This window comes from Acinetobacter sp. AOR43_HL (genome assembly GCF_027854635.1).
Lineage (GTDB): Bacteria > Pseudomonadota > Gammaproteobacteria > Pseudomonadales > Moraxellaceae > Acinetobacter > Acinetobacter pittii.
Genome location: NZ_JAKTHX010000032.1, coordinates 294,226 through 307,543 on the forward strand (window position 1 = coordinate 294,226; position 13,318 = coordinate 307,543).

A 13,318-nucleotide genomic window follows, 5' to 3' on the forward strand; every position below is an offset into this window, starting at 1 on the left:
TTGAAGTTGATATGGCTGAGTTTTCTATTATTGACCAGTACTTTAACAGACAATCTTATACAGATGTCACCTTAGGTATTGGAGATGACTCAGCCTTAATTACCCCTCCCGTAAACCAACAATTGGTGATCTGTGCAGATACACTCGTTGCTGGACGTCATTTTCCTCTTGATACTTCTGCCCATGCGATTGGCTGGAAAAGCGTAGCTGTCAATCTTTCAGATATTGCTGCCATGGGGGCAAAACCGCATAGTATTTTACTTGCGCTCAGCCTACCTACAATTGATCATGAATGGCTTGAAGGATTCAGTCAGGGAATTTATGACTGCTGTAATCAATTTGGCGTTGCTCTCATTGGTGGAGACACGACCCAAGGCCCTCACCTCACCATTACTGTCACAGCCATGGGCTGGGTTGAAACCGGACAAGCCGTGTTACGTTCAGGTGCCAAAGTCGGTGACTATGTCTGTGTGAGCGGACAAGTTGGTGATGCCGCGTATGGTTTACAGCACCTAGGTCATCCATTACAAAAAAGACTAGACTATCCGACACCACGTTGTCAGCTTGGACAACAGCTGAAGGGATTAGCATCTAGTATGATTGATATTTCTGATGGATTAGCCCAAGATTTAGGTCACATTTTAAAAGCTTCAAAGGTCGGTGCCCGATTACTTTTAGAAAAGTTACCGATTGATTCAACACTACAAGCACTACCAGAACAACAGCGCTGGCAATATGCTTTAGCTGGTGGTGATGATTACGAGTTATGTTTTACAATAACACCGCAAAATTATGAAAAACTTTTGCAAAAACAACTAGACATTAAGATTACAATGATCGGAGAGATCGTTGAGCAAACACAACTAACTTTTGAGCACTTGGGTTCAGATTACCCATTGCAAATTCATGGATACCAACACTTTGCATAAGCCACCGATTCATTTTAAGGACATGTCTTGGTTCAACCGCTGCATCGTTTTCTGTGGAGTTGGTTTCGGATCTGGTCTCGCACCTAAAGCTCCCGGTACTTTTGGCTCTGCCTTTGCCCTACTCTTCATTCCAATCTGGTTATCGCTTGGCTTTAAATTAAGCTTGATCGCTATCCTCATCATGTCATTGGTGGGAATTTATATTTGTGGTCAAACTGCAAAAGTCCTTGATGTTCATGATGATGGTCGAATTGTTTGGGATGAATTTGCAGGACAATCAATTACTCTTCTGCCTTTAATATTTTTTAATATAATGTCGTTACAATCGGCACTAATTGGTTTTTGCTTATTCCGCCTATTTGATGTTTGGAAACCTTGGCCAATCCGTGTTGCCGACCAGAAAGTTGCTGGTGGTTTCGGGATCATGCTAGACGACATCATTGCAGGGCTTTGGGCGGCACTCTGTATCATCATATTTATTACTTTCTGGGGCGTAACGCCATTTAAGTAGGTTTACTCATGTCAACTACCGTCATTATCCTTGCTGCAGGCAAAGGAACGCGAATGCGTTCACAACTACCTAAAGTATTGCAACCTTTAGCTGGTCGCCCGCTACTAGGACATGTCATTCAAACAGCAAAAAAAATACACGCAGAAAATATTATTACGATTTATGGGCATGGTGGTGACCACGTCAAACAAACTTTTGCACAAGAAAAGATTCAATGGGTTGAACAAGCAGAACAACTAGGTACAGGTCATGCGGTACAAATGACTTTACCCGTACTTCCTAAAGACGGTATTTCATTAATTCTTTATGGTGATGTACCTTTAGTACGTCAAACAACGCTAGAGCAACTTGTTGAAGTTTCAAGTAAAACGGGCATTGGCATGATTACTTTACATGTCGACAACCCAACAGGTTATGGTCGTATCGTTCGTCAAGAAGGTAAGATTCAAGCGATTGTTGAGCATAAAGATGCAACAGAAGCTCAGCGTCAGATTCAAGAAATCAACACAGGTATTTACTGTGTTAGCAACGCAAAACTTCATGAGTGGTTGCCTAAACTTTCAAATGAAAATGCGCAAGGCGAATATTATCTAACTGATATCGTAGCAATGGCTGTTGCAGATGGCCTAGAAATCGCATCTATTCAACCAGAACTCGCTTTTGAAGTTGAAGGCGTCAATGACCGCTTACAACTTGCTGCACTTGAACGTGAGTTCCAGCAACAACAAGCAAAAGAGCTTATGCAACAAGGCGTAACTTTTGCAGACCCTGCACGCTTTGACTTACGCGGTTCTGTGAAAGTTGGACATGACGTTCGTATTGACGTAAATGTGATTATTGAAGGTGACTGTGAACTTGGCGATTTTGTAGAAATCGGCGCTGGTTGTATTTTAAAGAACACCAAAATTGCGGCAGGCACTAAAGTTCAAGCCTATAGCGTTTTTGATGGTGCAGTAGTTGGTGAAAATGCTCAAATTGGACCATTTGCACGCTTACGCCCAGGCGCTAAATTGGCAAATGAAGTACATATCGGCAACTTTGTTGAAGTTAAAAATACAACGATTGGATTGGGTAGTAAAGCTAACCATTTCACCTATTTAGGTGATGCAGAAATCGGTGCTGAATCGAATATTGGGGCAGGTACGATTACTTGTAATTACGACGGTGCAAATAAACACAAAACCACTATTGGCGATGCCGTTTTTATCGGTTCTAATAGCTCGCTGGTTGCTCCGGTGACCATTGGGAATGGCGCAACAGTTGGTGCGGGTTCTGTGATTACGAAAGATGTAGCCGAACAAAGTCTCTCCTTTGAACGTGCGCAACAAATTTCAAAAGCAAATTATCAACGTCCCCAAAAGGTTAAAAAATAAGAGGATTGAAGTATGTGTGGTATCGTCGGAGGCGTTGCAGAACGTTGTGTAACCGAGATTTTAATTGAAGGTTTAAAACGTCTTGAATACCGCGGTTATGATTCTGCGGGTGTTGCTTTACTGAATAACCAACAAATTTTACGTGAGCGTCGTGTAGGTAAAGTTATTAATCTTGCCGATGCAGTTGCTGAACACCAGCTTACAGGGGCTATCGGGATTGCACATACCCGTTGGGCAACACACGGTAAACCCACTGAAAATAATGCTCACCCGCATATGTCTGGTAAGGTTGCTGTTGTACATAACGGTATCATTGAAAACTACCAAGAATTAAAAGACGACCTTCAAGCTTTAGGTTACGTTTTTACTTCTCAAACAGATACAGAAGTTGTTGCACACTTAGTTGCTGAAGCTCTAAAAAGCACAGATAGCCTTTTAGATGCTGTTGAAACTGTTGTACCTCAGCTTAAAGGTGCTTACGCGCTAGGTATTATCCATAGCGATTACTCAGATGAACTTATTACTGTACGTGAAGGTTCACCGCTCGTGATTGGTGTAGGTATTGGTGAAAACTTTATTAGTTCAGACCAACTTGCTCTTTTACCAGTGACTAACCGCTTTATGTACCTTGAAGAAGGTGATATTGCACGTCTTACCCGTACTTCAATTGAAGTATTTGCAAATGGCGAACGCGTTGAACGTCCAGTAAGAGAGCTTGATGCAACCGTAAGCAGTGCATCAAAAGGTGAATACAAGCACTACATGCTCAAAGAAATTTATGAGCAGCCAGAAGCAATCAAGCAAACGATTTCTCAAGCGCTTGATGGCAATAGCTTACGTGATGATTTCTTGAAAAATGCTGATGCAGATTTCAACAAAATTCAAAGCGTACAAATCATTGCTTGTGGTACAAGTTACCACTCAGGAATGATTGCGAAATATTGGTTTGAACAACTGATTGGCGTACCTTGCCAAGTTGAAATCGCAAGTGAATTCCGCTATCGCACTCCTGTAATTGTTGAAAATACACTTTATATTTGTATTTCACAGTCAGGTGAAACTGCTGATACTTTAGCTGCACTACGTGAAACTCAAAAGCGTGCGAAAGCAAACAATATCGATATTCAGACTTTGACTATTTGTAACGTTGCTACGTCTTCAATGGTTCGTGAAACTGATCATCACTTATTGACGCTTGCTGGTCCTGAAATTGGTGTTGCTTCAACTAAAGCGTTTACGACTCAGCTTGCTGCGCTTATGTTGTTAATCTTGAAAATTGGTCAAGTTAAACAACGTATTAGCCCTGCTATTCTTGAAGAAATTACACGTGAGTTATGGCACAGCCCGAAAGTTATTCTTGATACGCTTAAACATGATCCAGAAATTTTGCGTTTGTCTGAATTATTCGTTGAAAAAAATCACTGCTTATTCTTAGGCCGTGGTACGAATTATCCAATCGCATTGGAAGGCGCATTAAAGCTAAAAGAAATTTCATATATTCATGCGGAAGGCTATGCAGCTGGTGAGTTAAAACACGGTCCATTAGCACTTGTTGATAATGAAATGCCGATCGTCATTCTTGCTCCAAATGATGAAATGCTTGATAAGCTCAAATCAAATATGGAAGAAGTACAGGCACGTGGTGGTGAATTATTCGTTTTCGCTGATGAAAATAGCGGAATCAATGAAAAAGACCGTCAACACGTTGTACATATTCCAGCAGTAAACGAATGGTTAGCTCCAATCGTTTATAGCGTACCAGTTCAGTTGTTGTCTTATCACGTTGCTGTATTACGTGGTACAGACGTTGACCAGCCACGTAACTTGGCGAAGTCAGTAACTGTAGAGTAATTCAAAAAATATCATTATTAAAGCATCACCTGCTTTAATAATTGATTGATTAAGCCCGATATGTGTAAGTGCATAGCGGGCTTTTTTATTGCCTTCATACCGCTACACAGAGGCTTTTCCACGAAAGAAAATCTAGTTTGATAGTAGAGAACTCTCCTAGGCCCCTGAGTCACAATGGACTTTTACTTTTGCGCTGATTTAAAGTTTGAGAGATCATTGCGACACAGAGATAAAGGAGCTAAGCGAACTTAGCCCATTTTATTTTTATCGCAGCGTTGAATGCTGCTGAACAAGTTAGGGGCAAAGTCCTGTGGGAGAACAGGACTTTGCAAACTGGTGTGTTTTAAACGTTGTACGGTTTGAGGTGAATACACCTGTTCAAGCTGTTGGCAAACACAATTACAACTGGCTTGCATGTGTTCATCTGACAAACAAATTCTTTTAAATTCCTGCTGAGCATTGGCATCATCATTTGTAATACTGTAAGCACCGACCACAAGGTTTAAAAACAATATAAATTTATGAAGTTTCATATTATTCTCATGATTATTTATATCTTTAAATAAAATAAAAACATTATTCGTTTAAATATTAAAATAATTTTTTAAATAACAATTAATCCTCCCATAAAAATAGGAAAATAAAATAATTAAGATTTTAAAATAAAAATAATTTATAAATTTAAAATATCAGGTAGCAAAAACCCAAATTTTAAATAAATAAAATAGTTAAATGAGAGAGAAAATGAGTTTGAATAATGGCATGGCCAACTCCTTAAAAATGGAGTCCTACCACCAGATCACCGTCAATTGATTAGGGTGGCAGAACGAAAGAGGGTTGACAGACTGGTGCCCATAGAGACCAGCACGCACGGGGCGTCCCCCTTCCGTCCTACCGCAAAGAAAGGGGACGCAAGGGTCTAACGACTTATAGTATAACTATAATCCGCTATGGGGACTTACGGTCTGTCAAAACCGTCTGGCAATGTAGGCCAGCAACGAGATAATAATCGGTATAATAAAGAACGTCAATTTATTTTAATGAAAAAGTTTAAATATAATAATTTAATTAATGTTTATATAATATTTTCCTTATTTTATATTTATAGCTTTTAATTAAATTTAAAATATAAACATGAGTTATATATATTTAATTAATAAAATAGATTAATCGTTAATTCTAATTTAACAGTCTATATAAATATATAGAGAGATATCGCCCGATCATGTAACTTGGCTAAGTCAGTAACTGTAGAATAATTTAAAAATATCGTGTTATGAAAGTCACCTTTGTTCTGATAATTCATCTATTAAAAAGCCTAATATGTCTTTGAAATACATACTGGACTCTTTTATTACGTTCATGAAACTTTATAAAATAGTGGTATCTTCTTCTTAAGATATTCTAATAAATACAACCAAATCAATATGTTATATACAAAAACCAACAAAAATGCTTGGATTTATATGTGAAAAATTATGGTATAAATCACGCTTCGAAATTTACTTGATAATTATTAATTTCGACAATTACAAAAACTTTCTAATTATAAGGAGCAACTCATCATGGCTAATGGATTTCCAGGTGGAAACTTTAGAATCGTTAACAAAGAAACAGGTGCATGTATCGCAAGCGCATACGGTGGACAAACCCATGGCTTACAAGATGCTGTAAGTTCACTTGGAGAAACGGGTAAGATAGCTTACTCGCATACAAATGACCGACTATTTACAGTACATGACAAGGTTAAAAACATAGAAGAAGAACTTTGGTATTTTGACAGCCGCGACTATCGCAGTGGGCGAGAGAATAAGCTATACAACAAAGTTAAAGATATTCGTTCTAGTTGGGTGCTCGGTGCTTATGTTAAGACAGATGCGATTGCATATAAATTATTAGACAAGGACTTAGAGCATTTCCTTACTCTTTTACCAAAGCAAGATGAAGAAACACTCGCCCACTTAAGAACAAGTGATTGTCTTGATATCGTTAGTCTATTAGATACCTTTATTGATAGTAACGGCGAAGAAACGATTAAATCGGAGCTTGTTGGTAAACTTGATGAGACTAAGCTGAATGACTTTTTAGATGCAGTACTCGCTCATGAATCAATTCGTCGCATCGAACAAAAGTTCCATGAATATGCTTCCTCTCCTTTGCTATTTTTAGATATTCCTGAACTTAAAGATTTGCCTATGAATCCTTTCGCTCAGCATAATGAACAAATCTATAAGATCATTCTTGCCTCTGTGCAATTAGATGTCTTGGATCAAAAAGATTGGACTACAAGGTCAGAGTTCCGATTGCATTTACGCCATGACAATATCGATGCTCTACTAAAAAATATGAAGAAAGAGAGCATGGCGGAGCTTCATGTAAAAGCGTATAAAGAATATGAAAATACTCAGGATCTTAAAAAAGAAGCAGTAAAGGTGCTTCTAGAGCTTAGAAAAACTCTAAATTTACATACGAATGAAAAAAATATGGATACGGTCAAAAAGATTTTAAAAGTCAGCTTAAAATCAAATGAATCTTTTGAACAACTGCAAACAGCATTGAACAGTACCAATGGTAAAGAAATAAAACCAGTTAATTGGCATAGTGGCGATGTTTTCTTACAAGGCGCGGGTCGTCAGTACCAAACTAATTGGGCATTTGAAGATGGTTATATCTTTGTAGAAGGCCAACCAGATGCTGTACTGACACATATCTGGGGTTCATCTGTAGGTATTAGTCAACGATCTGATGACCCAAAACAACGTTGGGAACTTAAAAGTGCTTAATTTGAGCTAGAACATAAGATGGTAAGAGAAAACTCTCTTACCATCCTTATAAAATTTATATTGCGATATCCTTTACTGGTAAATGCTTACCTAACAAAGAAAAACTAACATTCGCAACTTCCAACGGGTCTGAACTGGTCCAAATAATATGATTCCCCTCATTTGGACTTTTAGAACTTAAATCATATTGATTGAGTTGACGCATTAATTGCGCAGTTACAGCTTCCGAAGGCTCAATAATTTGAATATCACGGCCTACAATTTCCTGAATCGTATCTGAAACAAATGGATAGTGTGTGCATCCTAAAATAATCGTATCGGCTTTTTGTTCGACCAACGGCGCCAAAATATTTTTTAAATAATCTTTAACTTCCGCGGTATGTGCTTTGCCCGTTTCGATTTTTTCAGCTAAGCCAATACAAGGCACCAAAGACACTTTAATATCTTGCGCATACGTTTCAATTAAACTCTTTAAGTTTTTGCCCTTCACCGTCGTTGCAGTTGCCAAAACCGCAATATGCTTGCTCATAGTCATTGCCACAGCAGGTTTTACGGCCGGTTCTATTGCAATAAGTGGAACACTAATTTGTGCTCTGATTGTTTCAATCGCTACAGCCGTCATGGTGTTACAAGCAACCACAATCGCTTTGCAATTCCCGTCATTTATAAGATTTGAGATTAAGTGAGTGGTTCTTGAAACAATCCAGTCGCTTTCTCTGTCGCCATAAGGAACATATTTCGAGTCAGCGAAATAGATAATGTCTTCATTCGGAAGAGCCTCCCGAATATGCTTAAAGAGAGACAACCCGCCTAAACCAGAGTCAATCATTCCAATCGGGTTGTTATTGTTATTCATGGTTGGTCCTGCATTTCATATATTTAGAAAAATTCTTTCATGGTTGCTAAGTCTGTTAGCACGACTTTGGGCTGAATGGTTTTTAATTTTTCAGCCGATGTATACCCCCAACCTACCGCAGCAAAATCAATGCCTGCCTTATGTGCAGCTTCGCCATCAGTCGTTTGGTCTCCGACATAAATGGCCTGCTCTTTATTTAAATTCAAAATGTTGAGAACACGCTTAATTCGTTTAGCTTTGCCAAATATAGACGAGCCACCATCAATATGGCTAAAAAGTTCACATAGTTCTGTACCGAGAATACTTTGACAGTTTTCTTTAGAGTTTGAAGTAATAATTGCGAGCGTATATCCCCGCTTATGCAGTTCAATTAAGTGATCCCGCATGCCTTCAAACATGCAAACTTCTTGGTCTCTTTCTTTCATTAAACGAATGAAATCTTTGGCAATCCAAGGCAGTTTCCACTTAGAAACATTCATCTCTTTCATAATTTCTTTTGGTGAAAGGTGTTTGTACTGCTCTACTTCATGTAGCTCTACAGATTTAAATTTATGCTTCTTGGCAAGCTGATTTAAAGCACCTAAAAAAAAGCTAAAGGAGTCGACTAAAGTACCGTCTAAATCAAAAATAATAGCTTGGTATTCTTTTAAAGATTTTTCCATTTTAAAGTTCTGAAATAAAATATATTTTTTATAATTATATTCTGTTTTCTATTGGTTTTTAAATCAGGCCCTACGAGGACCTGACCTAAATTTCGATTTTTGTTTTAAGCTGCCGCTTTTTGTTACTTAATCCAATTTTTAATACGCGCATCCAGAATATTTAAAGGCAGTGTTCCTGCATTTAAAATCATGTCATGGAATGCTTTGATATCAAAACGGTCTCCAAGCTCCTGTTTGGCTAGCTCTCGTAGCTCTAAAATTTTCAGTTGTCCCATCTTATATGCCAATGCTTGGGCAGGAATAGCGATATAGCGATCTGTCTCTGCCTGAATATCTGGTTCATCTAAAGCTGAGTGTTCACGCATAAAATCAATCATTTGCTGACGGGTCCACTTTTTATAATGTACACCAGTGTCAACCACTAGACGACAAGCACGGAACAACTCACTCGATAGTCTTCCATAGTCTGAAAGCGGGTCTTTATAAAAACCAACATCTTTACCCAACTGCTCTGCGTAAAGTGCCCATCCTTCAATATAGGCGGTGTGATTCGGCTGCTTTCGGAACATCGGTAAATTTGGCAAGTTTTGGGCAATATCAATCTGCATATGGTGGCCGGGAATTGCTTCATGGTAAGCAGTCGCTTCCATTGATATTTTGGAACGTTCAGAGAAGTCGCCAGTATTTACATACACCTGTCCGGGACGTGAACCATCAGGCGTGCCTTGATGATACTCCGCACCTGCCGCTTCTTTTTCTCGATATTGCTCTACAGGCAAAACTTCGACTTTATTTTTGGGTAATAAACCAAATAGCTTCGGCAACTCTGGTTGCATTTGGGCAATATATCCCCGATAAATCTCTAGAATTTCTTCACGAGATTTTGGGAAAACAGCGGGATTTGTTTTTAAGGATTGTTGGAAACTTTTTAAGTCATTGAAACCTTGTGCTTTGGCAATTTTCAGCATTTCGGCTTCTATACGAGCAACTTCTTTTAATCCGAGCTGATGAATATTTTCAGGGCTTTCCGAGGTTGTCGTACTGTTTTCTACATAAAAGCGATAGAGCTCGTCACCGTTTGGCAAGCTCCATATACCCTCGTGTTGTCGTCCATAGGGTAAGTAATCTTTCTGAATAAACGTCCCGAGTTTTTGATAGGCAGGTCGAACATTCTGATCTATAGCTTGTAGCACTTCACGGCTTAAACGCTCTTGTTCTGCTTTCGAAATATTTTTTGGAAATTGCTTTAATGGAGAGGCAAAAACACTGTCCTTCCCTGCGGGAGTCGCAATGCTATTAATCTGCTTTGCCACCTTTTCAATTAAATATTTGGGTGGCATCAAACCATCTTTTTGGCCTTGTTTCGCTAACTGAATACCTTGATCAAGAATAAGAGGAATTTGTTTTAAACGAGAAATATAGTCTTGATATTGCTTAGCATTATCAAATGGAATCGAACTAATAAATCCCGGAAATTGTAAATGTAGCCCCCACATTTGATTAAAAGGCATCTCATACAATTTCAAATCATAATTTTTAAGTGTTTCTTTCAACTGATAAATCATTAAATCTTTATTTAATTGATCAGTTGCTGAAAACCCAGTGCTATCAATTGCTTCAAAACGTTTTAAAAAATTTTGCGTACTTTTTTTATCTTTCTCGATCTGATTTTTTGAAAGCTCTGTCCATCGATTGTTGTAGCGTAAATCTCCTAAAACGGTTGCAGTTTCAGGACTATTTTTCAAAGTGTATTCCCACTGTTCCTGTAAAAGTTGGTTTAAAGCTTTCACCCGAACAGAGACATTACTGTTTTGTTTAGATTGTGATTTTTCGATGCTATTTGTATTTATTTCGGGGGTTGCAGCATTAGAAGAATGAGACATCCAAAATAAAACACTGATACAAGCAAAATGTAAGGTTCTGTTTTTCATTTAATTATCCAGAAATATTTAACAAAGGTTAAAATAAAGACAAAACAAATTACGTGCCAAGCAGCATATAAAATGGTGTAAAAATCGAGTATTTTTTTAACTAAATGATTTTATAAATTAATTTTCTTTTTAATTAAATTATTTATAGTTGCTATCTATATTCCACATCTGACTTTAATAGACCAAGAACTTAAAAAAAAGTGCACTTGAACGATCTCAGTGCACTTTTTAATTGCTACATTAAAAATTGTTTCTCAAGAAAACAAATATTGATAAACAATATAGGCAGCCAGTTTTGCTGTTCTATTGTCTAAATCAAATTTTGGATTGCATTCAGCAATATCTAAAAGTTTAATTTTTCCAGTCTCTTGAATATGCTTAAAAATCGCTTCAAAAGTGGCTAAATCAATTCCTTTAACAGCTGGTGCACTGACCCCCGGTGCAACCGCAGCCGCGAAGACATCTAAATCAATCGTAACGTACAAACAGTCTACTTTTTCAATAAATGCGTCAACTGTCGCGAGCACGTTGTTTAGGTTAAAAATATTAACCTCATGATCACGTAAATATGAACAATTCAGCGCATCGGCAGTATCAAACAAAACTTTAGTATTGGCATGGTTGGCGACCCCAATACATAAATAATTAAATTGTTTTTGATGCTGTTCTGAAAGTCGAGCTGCCTGTAAAAATGGTGTTCCAGACGTGGCATGCTCTGCTTCACGCAAATCAAAATGGGCATCAAAATTAATAATGCCTATTTTTTTATCTGGCGCGTGGGCTTGTACATATTGGAACAGACCGCTAAAGCTGCCAAATGCAACCTCATGTCCACCACCCAATACAATCGGTTTTAAACCATTTTGTAGGCTAGTTGCGACTTGCTCCGCCAACTCAGTTTGGGCTTGCTCTAAATTGTCATATTCGCAGGTCACTGTACCCAAATCGACAATACTGACTGGGCGATGAATCGGTAAATTAGCCAGTTGAGTACGGATTGCATCTGGTGCATCGGCAGCACCGACTCGCCCCTTGTTACGCTTCACACCTTCATCAGAGCTAAAACCAATCAGGGCAAATTCAGCAGGTTGGGTTTTGTTCATAATATGGTGAATACGTTGGTGTGCTTCACCCTCGCCATCATGGCGACCTTGCCATTTAAATGTGTGATTCATGTGCCACCGTCTAAAAAATAACTTCTTGTCCATGCTGAACGACTCGCTTCGGCAAATCGCCGCCCAGCCAGTAAACTATTTCAGATGGATGCTCAATATCCCAAGCCACAAAGTCAGCGACTTTACCCTGCTCTAAACTGCCGTGTGTTTGCTCTAAACCGAGCGCTTGTGCAGCATGAATGGTGACACCCGCTAATGCTTGCTCTGGTGTTAAGCGGAAAAGTGTGCTGCCCATATTGAGCATTAATCGTAAAGAAAGTGCTGGAGATGTGCCCGGATTTAAATCACTCGATAGCGCAATACGCACACCATGTTTAATCAGGCTTTCAATTGGTGGATATTGTGTTTCACGCAATAAATAAAAGGCACCCGGTAATAACACTGCAACCGTGCCCGACTCTGCCATGGCTTTGACATCATCTTCAGTCATGTACTCTAAATGGTCAGCCGATAAAGCATGATAACGTGCTGCCAAGCTTGAGCCACCTAGCGATGAGAGCTGCTCAGCATGAAGCTTAACGGGCAAACCTAATGATTGTGCCGTTTTAAAAACACGTTCAACCTGAGCTGGTGAAAATGCCAAATGCTCGCAGAATGCATCTACTGCATCGACTAAACCTTCAGCATGTAGTTTAGGCAACATCTCTGTACAGATATGCTCGATATAAGCATCGCTTTGGTCTTTGTACTCTGGCGGTAACGCATGTGCAGCCAAGCAAGTGCTTTTTACCGTCATTGGTAAAGCTTCACCAATTTGACGGATCACACGCAGCATCTTGCGCTCATTTTCGTAATTGAGTCCGTAGCCAGATTTGATCTCGATGGTTGTAACGCCGTCTTGTTGCATACAGCGAATACGCTTAAGAGCTGATTTCAGTAATTGTTCTTCGCTGGCTTCACGCGTTGCACGTACTGTACTGGCAATGCCACCACCGCTTGCTGCAATTTCAGCATAGCTCACACCTTGCAAGCGTTTTTCAAACTCAACACTACGGTTGCCACCAAAAACACTATGCGTATGACAGTCGATCAACCCCGGGGTTACCCAAGCGCCATTTAAGTTAACTGTTTCGGAATAAGTGTCGGCAGGAAGTTGTTGTTGTTTTCCAATCCAGTGAATCAGATGCCCTTCTGTGACTATTGCTGCATCTTCAATATAGGAATATTGCCCATTTTGCATGGTCGCAATGTGGCAATTTTGCCAAAGTTTTTTCATTCGCCTTTCCTCAAAACTGCCCAACAGTAAA

Annotated in this window: 10 protein-coding genes and 1 pseudogene; 5 read left to right on the forward strand and 6 right to left on the reverse strand. The window is 39.0% G+C overall.

All coding sequences use genetic code 11. From position 1 onward, the window contains the following. Positions 1-11 precede the first annotated feature (11 nt). From thiL to glmS, 4 genes are read left to right on the forward strand one after another with little or no spacing between them, the layout of a single operon-like run. On the forward strand, positions 12-929 hold the full coding sequence (thiL, locus tag MKL33_RS16595) for a thiamine-phosphate kinase (RefSeq protein WP_069036307.1): 918 nt from the start codon (positions 12-14) through the stop codon (positions 927-929). Then, complete coding sequence (locus MKL33_RS16600) at positions 907-1,440, forward strand: phosphatidylglycerophosphatase A family protein (protein WP_069036308.1); 534 nt, start codon at positions 907-909, stop codon at positions 1,438-1,440. Before thiL ends, MKL33_RS16600 begins: the two co-directional genes overlap by 23 nt. An 8-nt stretch (positions 1,441-1,448) precedes the next feature. After that, a complete protein-coding gene (gene glmU / locus MKL33_RS16605; RefSeq protein ID WP_032005035.1) occupies positions 1,449-2,813 on the forward strand; it encodes a bifunctional UDP-N-acetylglucosamine diphosphorylase/glucosamine-1-phosphate N-acetyltransferase GlmU in 1,365 nt (454 codons plus the stop codon). Positions 2,814-2,825: 12 nt separating this feature from the next. Further along, a complete protein-coding gene (gene glmS, locus MKL33_RS16610) occupies positions 2,826-4,664 on the forward strand; it encodes a glutamine--fructose-6-phosphate transaminase (isomerizing) (RefSeq protein ID WP_270907366.1) in 1,839 nt (612 codons plus the stop codon). Between the two features lie 238 nt (positions 4,665-4,902). Here the strand turns inward: glmS and MKL33_RS16615 are convergent. Beyond that, positions 4,903-5,197, reverse strand: a pseudogene (locus tag MKL33_RS16615) (hypothetical protein). 1,032 nt (positions 5,198-6,229) lie between these two features. Between MKL33_RS16615 and MKL33_RS16620 the strand changes: the two are divergent. Beyond that, positions 6,230-7,447: a hypothetical protein gene (locus MKL33_RS16620; RefSeq protein ID WP_202744925.1), complete on the forward strand. Its 1,218-nt coding sequence runs from the start codon at positions 6,230-6,232 to the stop codon at positions 7,445-7,447. Positions 7,448-7,502: 55 nt separating this feature from the next. On the opposite strand, the gene murI is transcribed toward MKL33_RS16620, so the two are convergent. The 5 genes from murI to hutI all read right to left on the reverse strand — a co-directional run bounded on the left by murI (position 7,503) and on the right by hutI (position 13,287). Next, positions 7,503-8,303: a glutamate racemase gene (murI, locus tag MKL33_RS16625; RefSeq protein ID WP_270907367.1), complete on the reverse strand. Its 801-nt coding sequence runs from the start codon at positions 8,301-8,303 to the stop codon at positions 7,503-7,505. A 23-nt stretch (positions 8,304-8,326) separates the two neighbouring features. Next, entirely contained in the window at positions 8,327-8,965 is a 639-nt protein-coding gene (locus MKL33_RS16630) for an HAD family hydrolase (protein WP_270907368.1), read from the reverse strand. Positions 8,966-9,087: 122 nt separating this feature from the next. After that, the gene (locus MKL33_RS16635) at positions 9,088-10,896 is read right to left on the reverse strand and encodes a DUF885 domain-containing protein (RefSeq protein WP_270907369.1); all 1,809 of its coding nucleotides are present in this window, start codon (positions 10,894-10,896) and stop codon (positions 9,088-9,090) included. A 254-nt stretch (positions 10,897-11,150) separates the two neighbouring features. Further along, positions 11,151-12,071, reverse strand: a complete 921-nt coding sequence (gene hutG, locus MKL33_RS16640; RefSeq protein WP_270907370.1) for a formimidoylglutamase — start codon at positions 12,069-12,071, stop codon at positions 11,151-11,153. Positions 12,072-12,081: 10 nt separating this feature from the next. Beyond that, the gene (gene hutI, locus MKL33_RS16645; RefSeq protein ID WP_032036224.1) at positions 12,082-13,287 is read right to left on the reverse strand and encodes an imidazolonepropionase; all 1,206 of its coding nucleotides are present in this window, start codon (positions 13,285-13,287) and stop codon (positions 12,082-12,084) included. Positions 13,288-13,318 lie beyond the last annotated feature (31 nt).

Excerpts from the sequence above, each read along its gene's own strand:
- thiL (WP_069036307.1), top strand. The coding sequence starts at position 12 with ATGGCTGAGTTTTCTATTATTGACCAGTACTTTAACAGACAATCTTAT.
- MKL33_RS16600 (WP_069036308.1), top strand. The coding sequence starts at position 907 with ATGGATACCAACACTTTGCATAAGCCACCGATTCATTTTAAGGACATG.
- glmU (WP_032005035.1), top strand. The coding sequence starts at position 1,449 with ATGTCAACTACCGTCATTATCCTTGCTGCAGGCAAAGGAACGCGAATG.
- glmS (WP_270907366.1), top strand. The coding sequence starts at position 2,826 with ATGTGTGGTATCGTCGGAGGCGTTGCAGAACGTTGTGTAACCGAGATT.
- MKL33_RS16620 (WP_202744925.1), top strand. The coding sequence starts at position 6,230 with ATGGCTAATGGATTTCCAGGTGGAAACTTTAGAATCGTTAACAAAGAA.
- murI (WP_270907367.1), bottom strand. The coding sequence starts at position 8,303 with ATGAATAACAATAACAACCCGATTGGAATGATTGACTCTGGTTTAGGC.
- MKL33_RS16630 (WP_270907368.1), bottom strand. The coding sequence starts at position 8,965 with ATGGAAAAATCTTTAAAAGAATACCAAGCTATTATTTTTGATTTAGAC.
- MKL33_RS16635 (WP_270907369.1), bottom strand. The coding sequence starts at position 10,896 with ATGAAAAACAGAACCTTACATTTTGCTTGTATCAGTGTTTTATTTTGG.
- hutG (WP_270907370.1), bottom strand. The coding sequence starts at position 12,071 with ATGAATCACACATTTAAATGGCAAGGTCGCCATGATGGCGAGGGTGAA.
- hutI (WP_032036224.1), bottom strand. The coding sequence starts at position 13,287 with ATGAAAAAACTTTGGCAAAATTGCCACATTGCGACCATGCAAAATGGG.